Origin of the sequence: Achromobacter spanius, from assembly GCF_002966795.1 — a bacterium.
GTDB lineage: Bacteria > Pseudomonadota > Gammaproteobacteria > Burkholderiales > Burkholderiaceae_B > Achromobacter > Achromobacter spanius_D.
In genome coordinates, this window is record NZ_CP023270.1 from 5164156 (window position 1) to 5185317 (window position 21162).

Annotated in this window: 17 protein-coding genes; 13 read left to right on the top strand and 4 right to left on the bottom strand. The window is 66.5% G+C overall.

All coding sequences use genetic code 11. The features are described 5' to 3' along the window. The first annotated feature begins 7 nt into the window (after positions 1 to 7). The 6 genes from CLM73_RS23435 to CLM73_RS23460 all read left to right on the top strand — a co-directional run bounded on the left by CLM73_RS23435 (position 8) and on the right by CLM73_RS23460 (position 5455). On the top strand, positions 8 to 943 hold the full coding sequence (locus CLM73_RS23435; protein ID WP_105240461.1) for a fumarate hydratase: 936 nt from the start codon (positions 8 to 10) through the stop codon (positions 941 to 943). Continuing rightward, on the top strand, positions 937 to 1617 hold the full coding sequence (locus tag CLM73_RS23440; RefSeq protein WP_056558638.1) for a fumarate hydratase C-terminal domain-containing protein: 681 nt from the start codon (positions 937 to 939) through the stop codon (positions 1615 to 1617). The genes CLM73_RS23435 and CLM73_RS23440 overlap by 7 nt, the downstream gene beginning before the upstream one ends. A gap of 49 nt (positions 1618 to 1666) precedes the next feature. Then, entirely contained in the window at positions 1667 to 2500 is an 834-nt protein-coding gene (locus CLM73_RS23445; RefSeq protein WP_105240462.1) for an amidohydrolase family protein, read from the top strand. A gap of 51 nt (positions 2501 to 2551) precedes the next feature. Beyond that, entirely contained in the window at positions 2552 to 3430 is an 879-nt protein-coding gene (locus tag CLM73_RS23450; protein WP_056558646.1) for a LysR substrate-binding domain-containing protein, read from the top strand. A 212-nt stretch (positions 3431 to 3642) separates the two neighbouring features. Then, positions 3643 to 4644 (top strand): Bug family tripartite tricarboxylate transporter substrate binding protein, encoded by a 1002-nt coding sequence (locus CLM73_RS23455; RefSeq protein WP_105240463.1) that lies wholly within the window; start codon positions 3643 to 3645, stop codon positions 4642 to 4644. A 61-nt stretch (positions 4645 to 4705) separates the two neighbouring features. Then, entirely contained in the window at positions 4706 to 5455 is a 750-nt protein-coding gene (locus tag CLM73_RS23460) for a sulfite exporter TauE/SafE family protein (protein ID WP_105240464.1), read from the top strand. Between the two features lie 74 nt (positions 5456 to 5529). Here CLM73_RS23460 and CLM73_RS23465 read toward each other — a convergent pair whose 3' ends face one another. Continuing rightward, positions 5530 to 7059 (bottom strand): CoA-acylating methylmalonate-semialdehyde dehydrogenase, encoded by a 1530-nt coding sequence (locus CLM73_RS23465; protein WP_105240465.1) that lies wholly within the window; start codon positions 7057 to 7059, stop codon positions 5530 to 5532. Between the two features lie 119 nt (positions 7060 to 7178). On the opposite strand from CLM73_RS23465, the gene CLM73_RS23470 reads away from it, so the two are divergent. Next, the gene (locus CLM73_RS23470) at positions 7179 to 8141 is read left to right on the top strand and encodes a LysR family transcriptional regulator (RefSeq protein WP_105240466.1); all 963 of its coding nucleotides are present in this window, start codon (positions 7179 to 7181) and stop codon (positions 8139 to 8141) included. On the opposite strand, the gene CLM73_RS23475 is transcribed toward CLM73_RS23470, so the two are convergent. Beyond that, complete coding sequence (locus CLM73_RS23475; protein WP_105240467.1) at positions 8138 to 9139, bottom strand: Bug family tripartite tricarboxylate transporter substrate binding protein; 1002 nt, start codon at positions 9137 to 9139, stop codon at positions 8138 to 8140. The two genes, CLM73_RS23470 and CLM73_RS23475, sit on opposite strands and share 4 nt — an antisense overlap. Before the next feature lie 63 nt (positions 9140 to 9202). Continuing rightward, positions 9203 to 10837, bottom strand: a complete 1635-nt coding sequence (locus CLM73_RS23480; protein ID WP_105240468.1) for a thiamine pyrophosphate-binding protein — start codon at positions 10835 to 10837, stop codon at positions 9203 to 9205. Positions 10838 to 11105: 268 nt separating this feature from the next. On the opposite strand from CLM73_RS23480, the gene CLM73_RS23485 reads away from it, so the two are divergent. From CLM73_RS23485 to CLM73_RS23500, 4 genes are all read left to right on the top strand, one after another. Continuing rightward, a complete protein-coding gene (locus CLM73_RS23485) occupies positions 11106 to 13883 on the top strand; it encodes an autotransporter outer membrane beta-barrel domain-containing protein (RefSeq protein WP_105240469.1) in 2778 nt (925 codons plus the stop codon). Between the two features lie 156 nt (positions 13884 to 14039). Continuing rightward, on the top strand, positions 14040 to 14549 hold the full coding sequence (locus CLM73_RS23490; protein ID WP_105240470.1) for a sigma-70 family RNA polymerase sigma factor: 510 nt from the start codon (positions 14040 to 14042) through the stop codon (positions 14547 to 14549). Then, entirely contained in the window at positions 14528 to 15496 is a 969-nt protein-coding gene (locus CLM73_RS23495) for a FecR domain-containing protein (RefSeq protein ID WP_234015727.1), read from the top strand. Before CLM73_RS23490 ends, CLM73_RS23495 begins: the two co-directional genes overlap by 22 nt. Positions 15497 to 15697: 201 nt before the next feature. Continuing rightward, positions 15698 to 18037, top strand: a complete 2340-nt coding sequence (locus CLM73_RS23500; RefSeq protein WP_105241694.1) for a TonB-dependent siderophore receptor — start codon at positions 15698 to 15700, stop codon at positions 18035 to 18037. Here the strand turns inward: CLM73_RS23500 and CLM73_RS23505 are convergent. Beyond that, a complete protein-coding gene (locus CLM73_RS23505; protein ID WP_105240472.1) occupies positions 18028 to 18723 on the bottom strand; it encodes a hypothetical protein in 696 nt (231 codons plus the stop codon). The genes CLM73_RS23500 and CLM73_RS23505 overlap by 10 nt on opposite strands. Before the next feature lie 191 nt (positions 18724 to 18914). Here CLM73_RS23505 and zigA point away from each other — a divergent pair, with 191 nt between their 5' ends. After that, positions 18915 to 20129 carry a zinc metallochaperone GTPase ZigA gene (gene zigA / locus CLM73_RS23510; RefSeq protein WP_105240473.1) on the top strand — a complete coding sequence of 405 codons (1215 nt, stop codon included), beginning with the start codon at positions 18915 to 18917 and terminating at the stop codon, positions 20127 to 20129. A 64-nt stretch (positions 20130 to 20193) separates the two neighbouring features. Continuing rightward, complete coding sequence (gene folE2 / locus CLM73_RS23515; protein WP_105240474.1) at positions 20194 to 21117, top strand: GTP cyclohydrolase FolE2; 924 nt, start codon at positions 20194 to 20196, stop codon at positions 21115 to 21117. Positions 21118 to 21162: the final 45 nt, after the last annotated feature.

Here is a 21162-nt window from a genome sequence, read left to right on the forward strand (position 1 = left end):
TCCCACCATGAGAATTCCCGTCCAGAAAATTGAAGAAGCCGCGCTGGAAATCATGCGCCGCGCCGCCATCGAGATACCCAAGGACTACAAGGAAGGCATCCAGGCCCTGCAGAAAAAGGAAACCGGCAAGCTGCCGCGATTCGTCATCCACGCCATGGTCGACAACTGGGAGGCCGCCGACCAGGACCGGCGCCCGATGTGCGCCGATACCGGATTGCCGCGGTATTACGTCAAGGTGGGCAACGAAGCCTCCGTCGACGCGGGTTTCGTCGCCGTGGAACGCGCGCTGCGACACGCCACGGCCGAAGCCACCGTCACCATCCCGCTGCGTCCGAACCGCGTGCATCCGCTCTGGCGCACCGACCACAACAACAACGTCGGGATCAACGCGCCGGAAGTCGAATGGTCTTTCGAACCGGACGCCGACTGGATCGAGATCACCACCGTGCACAAGGGCGGTCTGTTCGGCACCGACTACCGGATGCTGTTTCCCGGCGACGGCATCGACGGCATCAAGCGCTTCGTGCTCGACACGCTGATCGCGTTCGGCAAGCGCGGCCTGGCGTGCCAGCCCGCCATCGTCGGCATCGGCCTGGGCGGGTCCAAGGACACGTGCATGCAGCTGGGCAAGCAGGCGGCCTGTCTGCGCACGGTAGGCGACCGGAATCCCGATCCCAAGGTGGCCGAACTGGAGCTTGAACTGATGAAGCTCGGCAACTCGATCGGCATGGGCGCGATGGGCTTCGTCGGCTCCGGCATGGTGGTCGATTGCCATATCGAATGCGGCTACACGCACACCGGCGGCATGCCCATCAGCCTGCATACGTTCTGCCTGTCTTCGCGCCGCGCCACCGCGCGAATCCACGCCAATGGGGAAATCCAGTACCGCACGGATCCCCAATGGTTCACGCCCTACCTGCGCCGGGAGACGGTCGAATGGTGAACAACGACGACGACATCAAGGTCTTTCATCTGGACCTGCCCGCCAAGACGGAAGACATCGCCAAGCTCGAACTCGGTTCGGCCGTGTACCTGAATGGACTGGTGTACACGGCCCGCGAGGGCGTCTACAAAAAGGTGCTGGACGAAGGCCTGCCGCTGCCGGTGGACCTGCGGTCCGTCAGCAACGTCAATTTTCATTGCTCGCCAGCCGCCGCGCCCGACGGCCACGGCGGCTACAACGTGGGCGCCGTCACCGCCACCGCGTCGTTCCGGTTCTCCAAATGGATACCCCGGTGGCTCAGCGAGACCGGCTGCCGCATCCTGATCGGCAAGGGCGGCATGCCCGCCGATGACTACAAGCAGGTGCTGGCGCCGGGCGGCGCCATCTACCTGACCACGGTGGGCTACGGCACGGGCGCCTTGCTGGGGCGGGGCATCAAGCAGGTACGCGAGGTGCATTGGCTGGATGAGCTGGGCATCGCGCAGGCGATGTGGCTGTTCGAGGTCAAGGATTTCGGGCCTTTCATCGTCGAGAGCGACCTGGACGGCAACTCGCTTTTCGCCCAGCACGCGGAAGCGATCAACGCCGGCATCGAAAAGCTGTATGCCGGACTGAAGCCGCCCGCGCTGCACCGCTACGGCGAGACGGACGACCGCAAGGACGAAGTGATGTAGGCGCCGCCTTGCCCCGCCCCGCAATCGGATTCCACTCAGAGAGACTGCGATGATCATCGACTTTCGGCTTCGGCCGCCCGTGGGCGGCTTCTTGAACACGCTGATGTATTCAGCGGGAGAACGGCGCGACGGCTTCACGCGGACGGTGGGATTCGAACCCTCCAAAGCGGCGCAGGAGCAGTCGATGGACCTGCTTCTGCAGGAGATGGACGCGGCCCGCATCGATCGCGGCGTGGTGGTGGGCAGGCTGGCCGGCGTGCTGGGCAGCGTGTCCAACGACGACGTGCGCGGCATTGTGGCGGAGCACCCCGGCCGGTTCATCGGTGCCGCCTCGATCGATCCCACCGACCGCCGCAAGGCATGCCAGACCATCAACCAGGCCATCGAAGACGGCTTCCGGCTCATCAACATCGAACCGGGTTCCTATCCCGTGCCGATGCACGCCGACGACCGGCGTCTCTATCCCATTTACGGTCATTGCGAAGACGTCGGCGTTCCCGTGATCATGATGGTCGGCGGCACGGCCGGGCCCGACCTGAGCTATTCCGATCCGATACGAACCGACCGCGTGCTGACGGATTTTCCCAACCTCAATGTCGTGGTCGCTCACGGCGGCTGGCCGTGGGTCAACGAAATCCTGCACCTGGGCTTCCGGCGGCCGAATCTATGGCTGTCGCCCGACATGTACTTTTCCCGCATGCCCGGCTGGGAGGAATACGTGAAGGCGGCCGACAGCTTTCTGTCCGACCGGATGCTGTACGCCAGCTCGTTTCCCTTCTGTCCGGTGCAAGGGTACAAAGAATGGTTTGAGCGCTTGCCGATCCGTGAGGAAAACCTGAAGAAGGTCATGGGAGGCAACGCCCGGCGGCTGCTCAAGCTATAGCGCCCGCATCCCGCGCGTTTCGCGACGCCTACCGACCAGGAAGAATCTTGCATGGACATCCGGACCCTCTACACGCTGATTGCGATCGCAGACCACGGCAGCTTCGCCGAGGCCGGTAACACCATCGGCCTGTCGTTGTCAGCCGTGAGCATGCAGGTCCGCGCGCTGGAGGATGAGCTGGGCATCACGATCTTCGACCGCAGCCGCCGCCCGCCGATCCTGACGGACACGGGCCTGGCGCTGGTCCACCGGGCACGCGACCTGATCACGCATTGGGAAAGTATGAGCGCTTCGCTCAAGAAGGGCACGTCGGCCGGCCTGCTCAAACTGGGCAGCGTGCATACCTGTGTGTCGGGCGTGCTGCCGCTGGCGTTGCGCCACCTGCAAAAGCAGGGGCACGGGCTGGAGGTTCACGTCACCACGGGGTTGACGCATGACCTGGAGCGGGCCATCTACCACCGCCAGCTTGATGTCGCCATCGTGACCGAGCCGGACGCCCCGCGCTCCGGTCTGGACTTTCTGCCCTTCGTCGAGGAAGAGCTGGTCGTCATCGCGCACCGGTCGGTGCAAGGCGCCAGCGACCAGGAAATCCTGGAGCAGACGCCTTATGTCCGTTTCAACCGCTCAGCCCGCGTGGGCCACCTGGTGCAGGAAGAAATGGTGCGCAGGCGCATCACGGTGCGATCGACCATGGAGATCGACAACCTCGAAGGCGTGATCGCGATGGTGGCCAACGGCCTTGGCGCGTCCGTGGTGCCGGCCAGGCGCGGCCGCAACGAATTCCCGCCGGGCATCCGCGTCATTCCGTTCGGCGCGCCGACGATCACCCGCCGCCTGGGCATCCTGGCGCCGCAGGAGAATCCCAGATCCCATCTTTCGCAGTTGCTGCTCGATGCGTTGAAGTCGGTCTGCGCCAGCCAAACCCGATGACGGCGCCGGCGCGTCCCGATCCCTGATCCGCAGTACGTAGTCCCGCAGTCCCGCAGTCCGCAGCCCAGTAGTCCAGTAGTCCGCCAACAATCACCGCGACGTCCCGAAAAAAATCGAGCCGACTGGCCCGAGGGGCAGTTGCTGCCTGGCGAAACCCGCCCTGCCCGCAGATCGGCGGGTCGCGCCTACCGCGAACGGAAGGAGACAAAACCGTGAAAGACGAAAATCAACCTGTGTATGGACGCCGCCGTCTCATCAAGGCCATGGGGTACGGGCTGGCGCTATCACCCTTTCTTGCCGCACCTGCCCGCGCCAATTGGCCGTCGGACAAGGCCATCCGCATGGTGATCCCATTTTCGGCGGGCGGCGCCACCGATCTGCTCGGGCGCGCGCTGGCCTCCGAAATGGGCAAGGGCCTGAACCAGAGCATCGTCGTAGAGAATCGCGCGGGCGCCGGCGGCAGCGTGGGCGCCCAGGCCGTGGCCGGATCTCCCGCGGACGGCTACACGCTGATGCTCGCCTCGGGGAGCATGTTCACCGTCAATCAGTTCATCTACAGCAAGCTGCCCTACTCGCTGAACGACTTCAGCCTCATCGCCAAGGTCGCCAGCGGACCGATGGTCATCACCGTCAATGCCGAACTGCCCGTCAACAACACGCGGGAACTCATCGCCTACGCGAAGGCCCGGCCCGGCAAACTCAGCTTTTCGTCCGCCGGCGTCGGCAGCCAGACGCATATGGCCGGTGAAGCCTTCACCGACGCCGCCGGGATCGACCTCATGCATGTCCCGTACAAGGGCGAAGGCCCCGGCTACACGGACCTGATGGCCGGGATCATCCAGGTGGCCGTCGGCAACATCAATGCCATCGCGCCGCTGCTCAAGGGCGGCCGCCTGCGCGCGCTTTCCGTCACGGGCAAGGAGCGCGCGGCCTTGCTGCCCGGCGTGCCGACCACGGCCGAGGACGGCGTGCCCGGATTCGAGTTCACCGGCTGGTTCGCGCTGATGGCGCCTGCCGGCACGCCGCAAGGCGCGATAGACCGGTTGCTCGCCGTTGCCAGACAGGCCGTTGAACAACCGGGCTTGAAGCGCTACCTTCAGGACCAGGGCATGTCCCCCACCATCGTGCCTGCCGCGGCGCTGCAAAAGGAGATCGCCGCGGAGTCCGCCAAATGGCAGGCCCTCGTGCAAAAGAAGGGAATCACCGCCACTTGACCACCCGCCGGGCGCCGGCACGCCCCCGCCCTGTTTCACCCATCGAGGTCCCTGCCCGCCCATGCCCACCGAATCGCTCGCGCTAGTCATCCCCGTCATCTTCCTTGCCTACACGATCTTCGGGATGACGGGATTCGGCGCGGCCATGGTCGCCGTACCGGTCCTGGTGCAGTTCATTCCCCTGCAACTGGCCGTGCCGCTGGTGGTGCTGTTTGACCTGACCTGCACCGCCCTGGTCGGCGGACGGAACTGGCGGCGCGTGAGCCTGGCCGAATTCAAGCGCCTGCTGCCCTGGATGCTGCTGGGGATCGCGCTGGGCGTCACGCTGCTGCGCGACGCCGGCGCCCGCTGGCCATTGATCCTTCTGGGCGCGTTCGTGCTGGTCGTGTGCATCCAGGGCCTGCGCGGCGCCCGGGGCGGCGCCAAGGCGCCGCTCCGGCCCTTCTGGGCGTTTCCGTTCGGCATCATTGGCGGCGTCTTCAGCGCGCTGTTCGGCACCGGCGGCCCCATCTACACGATCTACCTGTCGCGCCGGTTGGAAGCGCTGGAGCAGTTCCGGGCAACCATTTCGGTCGTGATCCTGCTAAGCGGGATCGTGCGGGCGGCAGCCTTCGCGACCGCGGGGCTGTACTCCAACCCCGACATCCTGCGCGCCGCCGCGGTGCTCCTGCCCGTTGCGCTCATCGGCTTGTACGCGGGGTCGCGCACCCGAACCCGGGTGTCTCCCGAACTCCTGAAGCGGGCCATCTTCGTGCTGCTTGCGATCGCGGGCGCGGGCGCGATGTACCGCGGGTTGATGTCTCCGGCATGAACGGCATTGAGCCGCCCGCGCCAGCGGCGCGCGGCGCGGGCTGGCGGCCGCATTCCGGCCGCCGGCCGCAACGATCACTTCGCCGTCGGCATCGCGAACTCGGCGCCCTTGCCGATGCTCTCCGGCCAGCGCTGCATGATCGACTTCTGGCGGGTGTAGAAGCGCACACCTTCTTCGCCGTAGGCGTGCATGTCGCCAAACAGGCTGCGCTTCCAGCCGCCAAAACCGTGCCAGGCCATCGGGACCGGGATGGGAACATTGATGCCCACCATGCCCACTTCGATGCGACGGCCAAATTCGCGCGCCACGTTGCCATCCCGCGTAAAGCACGCGACGCCGTTGCCGAACTCATGCGCATTGATGAGGTCCACGGCCGCCTTCAGGTCCTTGACCCGCACGCAGCCCAGAACCGGACCGAATATTTCTTCCTTGTAGATGCGCATGTCGGGCGTGACGTGGTCGAACAGCGTGCCGCCCATCCAGAAGCCATCACCGCACCCCTCGCCCGCCTGCGTACCCTGGAATCCCCGGCCGTCGACCAGCAGCGTCGCGCCCTCTGCCTCGCCCTGCGCGATGTAGCCGCTGATGCGCTCGTGCGCGGCGCGGGTCACGATCGGTCCCATTTCGGCGGCCGGGTTCTCGCCGTCGAGCACCTTCAATGCCTTCGTGCGCTCGATCAGCTTGGGCAGGAGGCGGTCGGCCACGTCGCCCACCAGCACGGCCACGCTGATCGCCATGCACCGCTCGCCCGCCGAACCGTAGCCGGCGCCGATCAAGGCGTCCACGGCCTGGTCGATATCGGCATCGGGCATCACCACCATATGGTTCTTGGCGCCGCCCAGCGCCTGCACACGCTTGCCAAGGCGGGCGCCCGTCTCATAGATGTAGTTGGCGATCGGTGTCGAGCCGACAAAGCTCACCGCCTTCACGCCGGGATGCTCGAGCAGGGCGTCCACGGCGACCTTGTCGCCCTGCACCACGTTGAACACGCCATCCGGCAGCCCCGCCTCTTGCAGCAGTTCGGCGATGCGCAGCGACGGACTGGGATCCGTCGGGCTGGGCTTGAGCACAAACGTGTTGCCCGCGGCGATCGCCACAGGGAACATCCACATGGGCACCATCACCGGAAAATTGAACGGCGTGATGCCGGCCACCACGCCCAGCGGCTGGCGCAACGTCCAGTTGTCGATGCCGGTAGAAACCTGTTCGGTGTGCGCGCCCTTGAGCAGTTGCGGAATGCCGCAGGCGAACTCCACAATGTCGATGCCGCGCGCGACTTCGCCCTGCGCATCGCTGAACACCTTGCCGTGCTCGGCGGTGATCAAATGAGCGAGCTCGTCGCGGTGGCGGTTCAACAGTTCAAGAAATCTGAACAACACGCGCGCACGGCGGATCGGCGGCGTGTCGGCCCACGCCGGAAAGGCGGCCTGCGCGCTGGCCACCGCGCGCTGCACCTCGTCTGTCGTGGCCAGCGTGACGTGCCGGGTGACGGCGCCCGTGGCCGGATTGAAGATGGGCTGGCGGTCGCCTGTCCCATCGACACGGGATCCGGCGATAAAGTGTCCGGCGATGGCATCGCTGGCGCTGCGCGTGGGTGCATTCATGGGTTTCTCCTGGGCTCAAGCGTATGGGATGGGTGCTGGCACTATGTCCCCTCGCCAGCCTGGCGTCGAGACCAGAAGGCTGGAATCAGTGTTTGCGGTCTTGAACAATGGAAAATGGCATGACAAAGACGAGACGCCTGGAAGACCTGTGGTCGCACATTCACTGCCTGGGCGTGCTGGCCGACACGGGCAGTTTCACGGCGGCCGCCCGCCGGCTGCAGATCAGCAAGGCATCGGTCAGCCAGCGCATCGTGGAACTGGAGCAGGCAGCGGGCGTTCCCCTCGTGCGCCGTACGACCCGCAGCGTCAGCCTGACCGAAGCCGGGGCAAGCCTGGTTGACCAGACGGCATCGGCGTATCTGCGCATCGAAGAAGGTTTCTCCGCCGTCCGGGATCTTTCCGAAGGCCCGCGCGGCGTACTGTCCGTGACGGCTCCCGTCGCGTTGGGCCGCCAGGTCATCGCCCCGCTGATACCGGGCTTTCTTGCGCGCTTTCCGGATGTCCGGATTCAGCTTGAGCTCAGCGACCACCTGGCGTCGTTGGCGACCGAAGGATTCGACCTGGCGATCCGGCACGTCGCGGGCGTGCCCGACACCCATGTCGCCTCGCTGATCTGCGAAACGCGCTCGGTGCTCGTGGCCACCCCCGCATACCTGTCGACACACGGCACGCCGAGAACGCCAACGGACCTTGAGGGCCACAATTGCCTGCACTACCTGCGGCGCAGCGGCGGCGCCACCTGGTCATTCGAATCGCAGGCGCGGGATAAACACGTGGCGGTGCCGGTGCGCGGGACCTTCACGGCCAACAACAGCGAAGTCTTGCGGGAAGCGGCCGCGGGCTCTGTCGGCATCGCGCTGCTTCCCGACTTCAGCGCTGGCGAGGCCCTGCAACGCGGCACGCTGGTCGAGGTCCTGCCAGGGTGGCGCGTCGTCGGCGACTATGCCGAACGGCTCTACGCGGTCCGGCCTTACACGCCCCGCGTGCCGCTGACCGTGACGTCGTTCGTCCAGTATCTGCGAGAGTCCATCCCGGCCGCCGAAGGCCTCGGCGGCCCTTTCCTGCGCGATGCCGGCGGCTAGTTGACCTGCAATCCCGCCTTAGCCACCAGGTCGGCATAGATTCTGGAACCCTGGTCGACGTACTTCTCCGTATCGGCCGGCGACAACACATGCGGAATGCCGCCGAAGTTGGCATTCCCCTCGATCCACTTGGGGTCCTTCGAAATCTGCTGCAGCGCGGCCGCCCACTTGTTCACCGCTTCAGGACTCATCCCCGGCGGCCCGAACAGCCCGCTCCAGCCGATGACCGCCTCAAGCTGCGGAAGGTTCGCTTCCCGCGCGGTCGGAATGTCCGGAAACTGCGCAAGGCGTTCCGGCGTCGTCGTCAGCAAGGCGCGCAACTTGCCGCCCGCAAGAATGCCCGTCATGGAGCTCAGGTTGTTGCAGGCAAAGTCCACATCGCGGCTCAGGACCGCCATGGCCACTTCGCTGCCGCCCTTGTACGGGACGCTGACTGCCGCATCTGGCTTCAAGCCCAGGCTGCTGAGCAGGAGCTGCGGGGCAAGGTTCTGCACCGTCGCCGGGCCGGAATGGCTGTAGTTCAGTTTGCCGGGTCTGGCCTTCAGCGCCTGCGACAGGTCGCCCATGGTCCGGTGGGGACTGTCCGGATGGACCACACAGACGACGGGGTTCAGCTCCAGCAATCCGATGAACGTGAAGTCCGTCGAGGAATAAGGCGTCGTCTTGGGCTGCAAGGCGGGCAATAGCACCTGGGAACCGATGCGGCCCATCAGCAGGGTGTACCCGTCGGGCGCCGCATTCTTGACCGCGGCAGACCCGATCGCGCCGTTCGCGCCCGCCTTGTTGACCACGACCACCGGCTGCCCCAGCACACCTTGCGCGGCGGCGGACAGATTGCGCGCCGCCATGTCGGCGTCGCCGCCCACGCTGAACGGCACGATGAGCTGGATGGGTTTGGCGGGGTAGGCCTGGGCAGCGGCCAGGCCGGGAAAAGTGAGAAGCAGGCAAAACGCGGCGCGAGCGGACCCGCCCGGGCCGATGCCGGTGAGGCTGATCATGGGATGTCTCCTGTTCGTTCTACGGGACGAAACCGGACTGCGGCGACGCTCGATGCCTTGAGGTCAATGACCGGTCGTGGACTGCGTGGATGCTGCGTGGAAAACCGGGGCGGCCTCGCCCACGAGGGATACATTGATGCAGGCCGGCAGGCCGCTGTCGGCTGCCTGTCTCAACGCGGCGGTCAGCCCCGCGGCGTCGTGCGCCGCAAAACCCGCGCCCCCCAGCGCGGACGCAACGTCGTGATAGCGAGCCGTCGGGGCAAGCTCGCATCCGATCAGCCGCTGCGGTCCATAGGTGCGCATCTGGATCAGATGCTCGGCGTTCCAGCGCAAGTCGTTGCCGATCACCGCCATCACCGCCGCGCCTTCGCGCACCGCCGTGTCCAGCTCCATCATGTGGAACCCGGCGGTGCCGTCTCCCATCATGACGACCACCGTCGCGCCGGGCCGCGCGATCTTCGCGGCGATCGCATAGCAGACCCCTGCCCCGATCGCGCCGGACATGCCGTTGATGATGCGTACCGGCGCCTGGCAGAACGCCTGCGCCCACTGGCCGAATTCACCGCCGTCGCAGATCAGGATCGGATCGGGCGCGGAGGCCAGGAATGCCTGCACGGTCTCGCACAGCGCGCGCGGACCCAATGCGTCCTGCGCGGGTGCGGACGGCGCCTTCACCGTCCGGCTTTGCAGCGCTTCATCGACCTGGGCGCGCCACGCAAGGCGTTCGGCCGGCGGTTGCGCCGCCGCCACCGCCGCCAGCGTCGCCACCGCGTCGGCCTGGAACGCCAGGACCAGACGCGTGCCGAGCAGCCGGCCCGCGCGTTCCAGCATCGCGGGGTCCGGGTCGATGACCGCGACGCGGGCGTTTTCCCCGAGCGCGCCCGTGCCGCCGAATCCCAGCGTGAAGTCCAGGCATTTGCCCGCCAGAACGATCAGATCGGCGCTTGGCATGATGCTGGCCAACGCACCCAGCGACGGATCCTTCAGGCCGCGGGGGCTTTCCATCGGAATGATGCGCACGCCCAGCGCTTCTTCGGCTGCCGCGCGCGCGGAACGCGCTTGCGGCCGCGCACTTGTCGGCCCGGCCAGCACCAGCGGGCGCTGAGCCGAATGCAACAGGTCGGCCAGTTGGTTCAGGCGCGTGGCATCCAGCGCGGCGACCGGCTGGGCCGCGGGCACGTCGGGCAGGTCTGCGATGCCCGATTCGGTTATCAGCAGATCAAAGGGAAGCGCCACGTGGACCGGGCCCCGCCGAGGCGCAAGCGCCTGCGTGATCGCATCTTCGAGCGCCGGGCAAAGCTCGGCCGCGGATTGCGGACGGACGGACAACTTGGTCAACGGACGGGTGATGGCGACCTGATCCAGCTCCTGGAACGCGCCAGTGCCATCTTCCGACACGGACGAATCGCCCGAGATCAGCAGCACCGGGCTTTCCGCCTGCGAGGCCGAGTACAGCGGCGCGAGTCCATTGGTCAGGCCCGGCGCCGCGGTGATCATCGCCACCCCGAGTTCGCCGGTGATCTGCGACCACGCATCGGCCATGAAAACGGCGGCCGCTTCATGCCGCACGTGGATGATGCGGATGCCTGCATCGATACAGGCATCGTAAAGCGGCATGATCTGGTTGCCGGACAGGCTGAAAATGGTATTGACGCCCCGCCGACGCAGCGAGCGAATGATCAACTCAGAACCAAGCACGTTTGTCTCCCCCAGAGGTTGCGCTTGGCTGTGCCGCGCGACCCTTTATTGATCCGACAGGTTTCGTTGACTCATGTGCGGCTCAGTGTATCGGGTAACCACAGCGTTTAGGTTGATGTTTTTTGAACCAAGGATCGGACCTTCCGGGGCAATGCTGCGCGGTCGCATCGCCCGCCTGCACGTGATGCACGGCGCTTAAGATCGCGCCGCAAAATGCCGTAATCGCCCAGAGAGGCGATAACCGCTGCCAAAACAAGGTGGACACGACATGGCAAGAGGAGACATCCGCTTTCCCCCCTATGCCGGCACGCTTGCCGGCCTGCTTTGCACACTGAGCTGCATGACGCCCGTGCGCGCGCAGGGGGTCACGAGCAGTGGCGACGTCTGGCCGTCGCCCGCGCAATCGCCCAACTGGCTTGTCGGCGGGGACCTGGTCGTCGGCGACGCGGCCGCCGGCTCGCTGAGCATCGATGACGGCGGCCAAGTGTCGAATGACTGGGCTTACATCGGCAATGGCCCGGGAGCAGTCGGCACGCTGACCGTGTCGGGCAAGGACGGCGCCGGAAACGCTTCCACCTGGACAAGCACCGGGCAGGCAAGCATCGGCGTGCAGTCGGGCAGCACCGGCATCATGCAGATCCTGAACGGCGGCGCCGCCGCCAGCGAATGGGCCGTCATCGGCTCGGAAGCCGGTAGCCTGGGCACCGTCACCGTGTCCGATGCGGGCTCGGCCTGGACGATTTCCACGCCCTACGCATTCCTGGTGGGCGCTTCCGGAGACGGGACGCTGATCGTGCAGAACGGCGCAGCCGTCCATAGCGGCCAGGCGCTCATCGGCCAGTCAAGCGGCAGCAACGGCGCGGTTCTGGTAACCGGTCGCGGTTCGGTGTGGGACCCGTTCAACAACATCTACGTCGGCTTCGAGGGCTCGGGCGCACTGAACGTCGGCGACGGCGCGTCGGTCAGCACCGAGGCGTCTGCCCGTCCGGGTGGCGCGGCGACGCTGTACATCGGCTACCGGGCAGGCAGCGACGGCACGGTAACCGTGTCCAGCACGACTGCCGATACCGCGACGATCCGGGTGACCGATCGCGTCGAAGTCGGCAACGGCGGAACCGGCACTCTGAACATCGACAAAGGCGGCCTCGTGCGCGCGGGCAGCGACACATGGATCGCCATTGAAAACAGCGCCACCGGCACGCTGAACCTGCGGGGTGATGCGACGGGCCGCGGCGTTCTGGAGACCGGTTCCGTCATCAAGGGCGATGGCGACGTCGATCTGACAGTCGATGGCGGCATCCTGCGTTCCACGCGCGACACCGCTGATTTCCTGGTGGGCTTTTCCACGCAGGCCGTGGGCAGCGAAGGCGCCTGGTTCGATACCGGCACGTATGACGTGCGGGTCAATTCGGCCTTCTCCGGCACGTCCAGCTTCAACAAGCTCGGCGCTGGCATCCTGACGCTCACGGCCGACAGCTCGGCGTTCTCCGGCATCTCGCGGGTCCAGGCCGGAACGCTGCAGGTCGACGGCGCGCTGGGCGGTCCCATGCAGGTCGACGCGGGCGCCAGACTGACCGGCATCGGCCGCGTTGGCGCCACCGTCAACCGCGGCACGATCGCGCCCGGCCCGCGCTCCGGCTTCGGCACGCTGACGATCGCTGGCGACTATGCCGCTGCCGGCGGCAGCCTTGCAATCCGGACCCGTCTCGGCGACGACAACTCGCCCACCGACAGGCTGGTAATCACGGGCGCCACGTCCGGCGCCACGCCGGTCCAGGTGACCAATGCCGGGGGGTCGGGCGCGGCGACGCAACGCGGCATCCAGATCGTGCAGGTCAACGATCTGTCGGCCGGCCAGTTCCAGCTGTCCAATCCCGACTACGTCATCGGCGGCCAGCCGGCCATCGTCGCCGGCGCCTACGGCTATGTCCTGCAGAAGGAGCCGTCGGACGGCAGCTGGTACTTGCGGTCTTCGCTCAAGGACGTGACCGTCCCCGGACCCGGCACCGATCCAACCCCCGAAGTGCCCACGCCGGGCGTGCCGGCCCCGGAAATGCCCGCGCCAGGCGGCGGTTCGGCAAGTCCCGACGACCCCATGCTGTATCAGCCCGGCGTCCCGGTCTATGAAGCGTATGCCAACACCCTGCTGCTCCTGAGTCAGCCTTCCACCCTGCGCCAGCGCGTCGGCAACCGCCAGTACGATCCCGCCGACTCGGGCCACGACGGCGCCTGGGTGCGGCTCGAGGGCGCGGGCGGCCAGTTCAAGCCTTCCACGTCGACCACGCTCGCGCGCCAGACCATCGACGGGTGGAAGGCGCAGTTCGGCATCGACCGCGACCTTTACGCCGGCCAGGGCGACTCGCGCCTGGTCGCGGGGCTGGCAATGCACTACGGCTCGGCCAGCACGCGCGCCTCCTCGCCGTTCGGCAACGGCAGCATCGGCACCACGTCCTACGGCCTGGCCACCACACTGACGTGGTATGGCAAGGACGGCGCTTACGTCGACGCCCAGGCGCAGGCCAATCTGTTCGACAGCGACCTGCGCTCGCGCCTGGCGGGAAAACTGGAAGACGGCCAGAAGGCACAGGGGTATGTCTTCAGTGTCGAAGGCGGCAAGGCCTTCGCGCTGGACGACGGCTTCGCGCTGGTTCCGCAGGCGCAGTTGAGCTACGTGACGGCCCGCTTCGGCAGCTTTGACGACACGTTTGGTGCACGGATCGACAACAACCGGACCAGCAGCCTGATGGGACGGATTGGCCTGGCGCTGGACTACAAGCAATCGTGGCAGGACGCGCGCGGGCGGCAGCAGCAGTCCACCTACTACGGCATCGTCAACGTCAAGCACGAATTCCTGGACGGCAGCCGCATACACGTCGCGGACGTGCCCGTGGATAGCCGCATGCGGCGCACCTGGACCGGCATCGGCCTCGGCGTGAACCACCGGCACGACGAGCGCTACCACTTCTACGGCGAAGTGGCTGCCGACACCGACTTTGCGGGCAGCTACGCGCTGTCGGCGACCGCGGGCATCCGGATCGCGTTCTAGGCGAACCACGACAAGGCGGGCCGCTTGCCACCGTCCGCCTTGTCGCGGTGTGGGCCCGAAGCCGGCTGCGTCTGTTGCGCACACGCCGCGCACCCGCGCTTGCCGCCACTCAATTAATAGTATTTCTTATTCGCATTCGGTAGACTGCTGGGCATCTTGCAATCTCCCGACTCTCTTTCCCTCCCCGCGGTCGAGCAGCTTTATCGCCATCACCATGGCTGGCTGCAAGGCTGGCTGCATCGCAAGCTGGGCGACAGCGGCGACGCGGCCGATCTGGCGCAGGACACGTTCGTGCGGCTGATGGCCGCGCGCCGGCCGCCCGTGCTGCGCGAGGAGCCGCGCGCGCTGATCACGCATATCGCCAAGGGCCTCCTGATCGACCATTGGCGCCGCCGCGCGGTGCAGCAGGCCTATCTGGACGCCATCGCGCACCTGCCCGAGCCGCAGGTGCCGTCTCCGGAAACGGGCCTCATGATCGTGCAGACGCTGGTGGCGATCGACGCCATGCTGCAGCGCCTGCCCGCCGCCACGCGCGACATGTTCCTGCTGGCGCAACTGGACGGGCTGACGCTGCAGGAAATCTCCCAGCAGACCGGCAAGCCCGTGATCACCGTGCGGCGCCATCTGCGCAAGGCCTTGATGGCGTGCATGACGGCCGCCGCATGAGCGCGCCGGGCGACCTGCTGCTGGAGGAAGCGGCCGACTGGGTGATCCGGCTGCGCTACGAGCCCGCCGACGCGGCCACGCAACGGACATTTGAACGTTGGCTGGCGCAGGGCGAGGCTCACGCGCAGGCTTGGGCCCGCGCCGAGCGGGTGCTGGGCGCGTTCGAAGGCCTGCCCGCCCCCATCGGACATCGCGTGCTGCGCGAGACCCGCGAGCGTCAGGGCCGCCGCGCCGTGCTGCGCGCGGCGCTGGGGCTGGGCGTGCTGGCGCCGGCCGGCTGGATGGCCTGGCGCGAGGCGGCGTCCTGGCGCGCCGACCTGCGCACCGCCGCGGGCGAACAACTGACACGTCAGCTCGACGACGGCACGCGGCTGGTGTTGAACAGCGGCAGCGCGGTCGATTTGCGCTACGGCGCGGGCGAACGCCGTCTGGTGCTGGTGGCCGGCGAGGTGCTGGTGACCACCGGCCAGGAATCGCAGGCCGCGTACCGGCCCTTCGTGGTGCAGACCCCGCAGGGCGAAGTGCAGGCGCTGGGCACGCGCTTCTCGGTGCGTCTGATCGACGACCGCACCGAGGTCATGGTGTTCGAGCATGCCGTGCTCGCGCGCCCCGCCAATGGCACGCCACTGCGCATCGACGCCGGGCAACGTGGCAGCTTCACGCTGGGTCAGCCCGGCGCGGTGGCCCCCGTGGACGACAGCGCAGCGCTCTGGGAGCAAGGCATGCTGGTCGTGCGCGATCAGCGCCTGGCCGACGTGGTGGCCGAGCTGGCTCGCCATCGCCCAGGTTTTCTGCGTTGCGCGCCAGAGGTCGCCGACTTTCGCGTCTCGGGCGCGCTGTCGCTGCGCGATACCGATGCGGCGCTGCAGGCCTTGGCCGAACGCCTGCCGATCGCCGTGCAACGCGTCACCCGCTACTGGGTATCGGTCGGTCCGGCTGGCGCTTGAACCACCGCCGGGAAAAATATTTTGCGTCGAGGTGATCACTTTTTCGTTGTCGTGCGGAGTAGGAAGTAAGACCGCATCAAGGGGATGCGGGCGCTTCTTGCTTGACGATGAAAGGATGAAAGAGTGATGGCACGTGTACGCGCAGCGCGGGGCAGAGGATCCCGCAAGGCAATGATCTGGACGGCGCTCTGGTGCACGGCCATGGCAAGCGCCACCGCGGGCGCACAGTCCGCGGCGCCGGCCGCGCAAGTGCGCACCGTGGCCATCGGCGCGGGCTCGCTCGACACCGTGCTGGCGCGCTACGCGGCCACCGCCGGCGTACAGATCGTCTACGACCCCGCGTGGCTCGCCGGCCGCCAGAGCCCTGGCATCTCGGGCGAGATGAACGTGCAGCAAGGCTTCGACCGCCTGCTCGCGGGCACCGGCTATCGCGCCGTGCCCAGCGCCGCCGGCACCTACGCGCTGCAGGCCACGCCCCAAGGCGGGATCACGCAACTGGCGCCCGTCACCGTCACCGGCGCGGCCGAACGCGCCACCAGCGAAGGCACGGGCTCGTACACCAGCAATGCCGTCACGATCGGCAAGGGCACGCAGACGCTCAAGGAGATTCCGCAGTCGGTGTCCGTCCTCACGCGCCAGCAGCTCGACGACCAGAACCTGAACAGCCTGTCGGACGCGATGCGAAACGTCACCGGCATGACCGTCGAAACCCTGTCCAGCGGCGGCGATATTTCCGGGTTCATCTCCCGCGGCTATTCGCTCGATTCGATCCAGGTGGACGGCATGCGCGCCCCGGCCGGCGCGGGCAACCTGTCGGCGGGCTTCGACCTTGCCATCTACGACCGCATTGAAGTGCTGCGCGGTCCATCCGGGCTTTACCAAGGGACCGGCGAGCCCGGCGGCAGCGTGAATCTGGTGCGCAAGCGCCCCATGCAGGAATTCGCCTTTGGCGCCCAGGCCAGCGTCGGGTCGTGGGATTACTACCGCGCCGTGGCCGACCTGAGCACGCCATTCGATAGCGAAGGCAAGGTCCGAGGGCGCTTCATCGCCGCCTACGAAGACCGCGGCTCCTTCGTCGACCGCGTCAGTTCCGAGCGGCCCACGCTCTACGGCATCATCGAGGCCGACCTGACACCCGCCACGACACTGGCGGCGGGCATCACGCACCAACGCTCCCGCGTCACCCCGGCATTCGGCCTGCCCGCGTACGCCGACGGCGCACTGCTCGACGTGCGCCGCGGCACCAATCTCAGCGCCGAATGGAACCGCATCAAAGAGGAAACCACGGAGGTCTTTGCCGACCTGGAACACCGGCTGGATGGCGGTGGCTCCATGAAGGCAAGCGTCTTTCATCGCGACACCGATACGCCGACGCGCGTGACCACCTGGCCCAACCGTGCCGTCGATCCGGTCACCGGCGACACCAACCTCATCGCCTGGTCGTACCGCAACCACTGGAAGACCACCGGCGCGGACGCGCACGTCAATCTGCCGTTCGAAGCCTTCGGCCGCGAGCACAGCGTGCTGGTCGGCGCCGACTACAGCTACACGCGCAAGCAGTTCCAATACGGCGGCGGCACGATCTTTCCGACCAACGTGAATGACCCCGTCATCAACATGCCGCAGCCCGAGATGGAACAGGTCAACGGCAACGACGGGCGCACCAGCGAATTCGGTCTGTACACGCGTGCAAACATCCAGGCGACCGATCACTTGAAGGTCATCGCGGGCGCGCGCCTGTCCTGGTGGAAGAACGACGCACGCAACGCCAACCAGTACTTCGGCGACTTCAGCCAGGCGACCACGCGCATCGACGCACGCCCCTCGCCCTATGCCGGCCTGGTGTACGAACTGACGCCGCAGCTCTCCGCCTACGCCAGCTACACCAGCATCTTCCAGCCGCAGACCGACATCGACGCGCAGGGCAACACGCTGTCGCCGCGCGTGGGACGCCAGATCGAAACGGGCCTGAAAGGCGCGTTCATGGATGGCGCGCTCAACGCGCACGCCGCCCTGTTCCAGATCGTGGACCGCAACCGCGCAATGAGCGACCTGAACAACCCGATGTACTCGGTGGCCGCGGGCAAGGTGCGCAGCCAGGGCTTCGAAACCGAGATCAGCGGATCGCCGTTGCCGAACTGGGACATCGTGGCCGGCTATGCCTACACGCAGACCAAGTATCTGGAGGCGAGCCAAGCCCAGGAAGGACTCTCGTACAGCACGATCACCCCGCGTCACGCCATCAACCTCTGGACCCGCTACCGCTTCACCCAGCCGGCGCTGGAAGGCTTCAGCGTGGGCACGGGCGTGCGCTGGAACAGCGGCAACTACCTGCAAAGCGGCAAGGTGCGTTGGGATCAGGGCAGCTATGCGCTCGTCTCGGCCCAGATCGGCTACCGATACAACCGCCACGTCGAAGGCACACTCACCGTCGACAACCTGTTTGACCGCAAGTATTACGAGAAGCTTGGCGGCGCCTCGCGGCAGAACTACTACGGCCAGCCGCGCAGCGTGATGCTGACGGTGCGGTATCAGTATTGAGGCCGTCCCCACCGGCGATACCACCACGTCAGCCCCGCCCATACCAGTGCCCACGCACCCAGCAGCGCGGCGTAGAACGGCCAGAAGATAAAGGCGGAAACGTCCTCCCACCCTGTCGCCGTACGCTTTAACCCGATGGGCGCGCTGACTTCCAGTTCGATCTGTTCACCCTGCAGCGCCGGCCCGGCCTCTTGCACCGTGAAGGTCAGCTGTGACGTGCCCTTCGCAAGCATCGGAAAGCCCGGCGCGGTCTCAAGCTGCGCGCCGTCAGCATGGCTCTCAGGCCAGAGCTTGCGATAGAAATGCGTGGCGCTGGCGCCGCTGCGCGGCGCCGCGCTCACCACGATGTCCAGCTCCTTGCCATCGCGCACACGGATTCGCACCGGCTCGCCGGGGTTGATGATGCGCGGTTTCGCATCCGGCGCGTCGATTCGCGTCGCGGAATCTCCCAGTTCAGGCCGGTCCCGGCCCATCGGACCGCCAAACCGCGCCTCCATCCACAGCGGCGCTTCGCGAATGCGGTAGATCTCGGCGCGCGCCGTCTGGCCGGGCGTCAGCGTGATGGGGGTCAGCGTCGCATCGGCCGACGGCATGTACCGCGCCATGCCCACCGCAAACCATGCCATGACGGCCAGCCAAAGCACCCAACCCACCGTCAACGACATCTTGAAGAACGTGCGCCACATATCGAGTCTTCCCGGATTTACGAGCGTCAGAGCGTACCTGATTTACCGGGGACAGTCTGACGCGCAGTCGGACGATGCATGCACGCAAGCCAAACGCGACTGCTAAAAAAGCCAGCCTTTTTTGATATGTTATAACATCGCATTTTAGCGTCGATATCGGCACCCGCCCGACGACAACCGCTCCCGACACCATGAAAGCAGACACGCTCCACACCGCCCAACCCAAACTGCCCGTCACCGTGCTGTCGGGCTTTCTGGGCGCCGGCAAGACGACCTTGCTCAATCACATCCTGAACAACCGCGAAGGCCGGCGTGTGGCCGTGATCGTCAACGACATGTCCGACGTCAACATCGACGCATCCCTCGTACGCGAAGGCGGCGCCGAGCTGTCGCGCACCGACGATAAGCTCGTTGAAATGAGCAACGGCTGTATCTGTTGCACGCTGCGAGAAGACCTTCTTGTTGAAGTGGACCGGCTTGCCAAGGAAGGACGCTTCGATCAGCTGGTGATCGAATCGACCGGCATCTCCGAACCCTTGCCCGTGGCCGAAACCTTCACCTTCGAAGGCGAGGACGGACGCAGCCTCGCGGAAGTCGCCCGGCTGGACACGATGGTCACCGTCGTCGACGCCTTCAACTTCCTGCGCGACTACCGTTCGCAGGACAGCCTGCAGACGCGTGGCGAATCGATGGGCGACGAAGACGAGCGCACCGTGGTCGACCTGCTGATCGACCAGATCGAATTCTGCGACGTCATCCTGCTGAACAAGGTGGACCTGATCTCAACCGAAGAACGTGAGCGCCTGATGGCCATCATGCGCAAGTTCAATCCCCGCGCCCGCATCGAGATCACCGAGTTCGGCAAGGTCCCGCTGGACCGCGTACTGAACACGGGACTGTTCGATTTCGACGAAGCCTCCAAAGCGCCAGGCTGGCTGCAGGAACTGCGCGGCCAGCACACGCCGGAGACCGAGGAATACGGGATCCGCAGTTTCGTCTACCGGGCACGCCGCCCGTTCCATCCCGAACGTTTCTTTGCCTTCGTCGAAAGCGAGTGGCCGGGCGTCGTGCGCTCCAAGGGCTACTTCTGGCTGGCCAGTCATCCCGAGATGGCCGGCTCGTGGTCGCAGGCGGGCGCGGTCGCGCGCCACGGCGCGGCGGGCTACTGGTGGGCTGCCATGCCGCCGGAGCGTTGGCCCGAGGATCCCGAGTACGTCGCGATCATCCGCAAGAACTGGGACGAAGGCGTGGGCGATGCGCGTCAGGAACTCGTGCTGATCGGCATGGACATGGACGAGGCGGCCCTGCGTGCGCGCTTTGACGCCTGTTTGCTGACACCCGAGGAAATGGCGCAGGGCCCGCTAGCCTGGAAGACCTTGCCCAACCCATTTCCGGACTGGCCCTGACACCCCCAACGCATCCCCGCGCGCAACCCGCGGAGACATGTAGAACGCGATTTCGAGCATCACTGTGGACACCGTACTTCCCGACGTTTCGACAACCGAGCATTCCCCCAGCCTGAGCGCCTTGGAATGGGTGGGCATGCAGGGCATCGATCTGCCCATCATGCTCGCCGAGCCCGGATATCGGCGCACGCTGCATGCCCGGGCCGATGCCCAGGTTGACCTTCCGGCCCGCCACGTCAAGGGCATCCACATGTCACGGCTTTACCGGGAACTGGAGCACCTTGCCGACCCGCACGCCCCACACGACCTCACGCCGCACGCGCTGCGCGGCGTGCTGGACGCCATGGTCGCCAGCCATCGGGACTGCGAGACCCGCGGCGCGCGCGTGCGGCTGTCGTTCGACCTGCTGGCTCACCGCCCTGCCCTGGTGACCGCGGGCCTCATGGGCTGGAAATCCTATCCCGTCGAAGTGCGCGCCTCGGTGCGCAACGGCCAGCATCAGCTGCAGATACAGGTCAAGGTCGCCTACTCATCCACCTGCCCATGCTCGGCCGCGCTGGCGCGGCAATTGGTCGAGCAAGCCTTTCTCACCGCCTTCGGCAGTCAGGACAGTATCGATCCCGAACGCGTGGCCGCCTGGCTACGCCAGAATGCGACCGTTGCCACGCCCCACAGCCAGCGCAGCGAGGCCCGCGTTCAGGCAACGTTGCCGCCGGACGCGCAGACGTGGGATCTGTTTGCGTTGATCGACACGATCGAAGATGCGTTGGGCACACCCGTGCAGACCGCCGTCAAACGGGCGGACGAACAGGCGTTTGCCGCCTTGAACGGACAGAACCTCATGTTCGTGGAAGACGCCGCGCGCCGGATCCAGGCCGCCTTGCGTGGCCGCTTCGCGCACGTGCGCACCCATGTCTGCCACATGGAAAGCCTGCACCCGCATGACGCCGTCGCGTGGGCCCGCGAGCAGGACCACGACGCGCAATGACCCGGACGCCATGAACCCGCCCTGTTGAAACGCTTACCTATTCAA

Coding starts and splice junctions, on each gene's coding strand:
- CLM73_RS23465 (WP_105240465.1), bottom strand. CDS start 7,059: ATGAATGCACCCACGCGCAGCGCCAGCGATGCCATCGCCGGACACTTT.
- CLM73_RS23435 (WP_105240461.1), top strand. CDS start 8: ATGAGAATTCCCGTCCAGAAAATTGAAGAAGCCGCGCTGGAAATCATG.
- CLM73_RS23500 (WP_105241694.1), top strand. CDS start 15,698: ATGGCAAGCGCCACCGCGGGCGCACAGTCCGCGGCGCCGGCCGCGCAA.
- CLM73_RS23450 (WP_056558646.1), top strand. CDS start 2,552: ATGGACATCCGGACCCTCTACACGCTGATTGCGATCGCAGACCACGGC.
- CLM73_RS23505 (WP_105240472.1), bottom strand. CDS start 18,723: ATGTGGCGCACGTTCTTCAAGATGTCGTTGACGGTGGGTTGGGTGCTT.
- CLM73_RS23470 (WP_105240466.1), top strand. CDS start 7,179: ATGACAAAGACGAGACGCCTGGAAGACCTGTGGTCGCACATTCACTGC.
- CLM73_RS23460 (WP_105240464.1), top strand. CDS start 4,706: ATGCCCACCGAATCGCTCGCGCTAGTCATCCCCGTCATCTTCCTTGCC.
- zigA (WP_105240473.1), top strand. CDS start 18,915: ATGAAAGCAGACACGCTCCACACCGCCCAACCCAAACTGCCCGTCACC.
- CLM73_RS23485 (WP_105240469.1), top strand. CDS start 11,106: ATGGCAAGAGGAGACATCCGCTTTCCCCCCTATGCCGGCACGCTTGCC.
- CLM73_RS23475 (WP_105240467.1), bottom strand. CDS start 9,139: ATGATCAGCCTCACCGGCATCGGCCCGGGCGGGTCCGCTCGCGCCGCG.
- CLM73_RS23440 (WP_056558638.1), top strand. CDS start 937: ATGGTGAACAACGACGACGACATCAAGGTCTTTCATCTGGACCTGCCC.
- CLM73_RS23445 (WP_105240462.1), top strand. CDS start 1,667: ATGATCATCGACTTTCGGCTTCGGCCGCCCGTGGGCGGCTTCTTGAAC.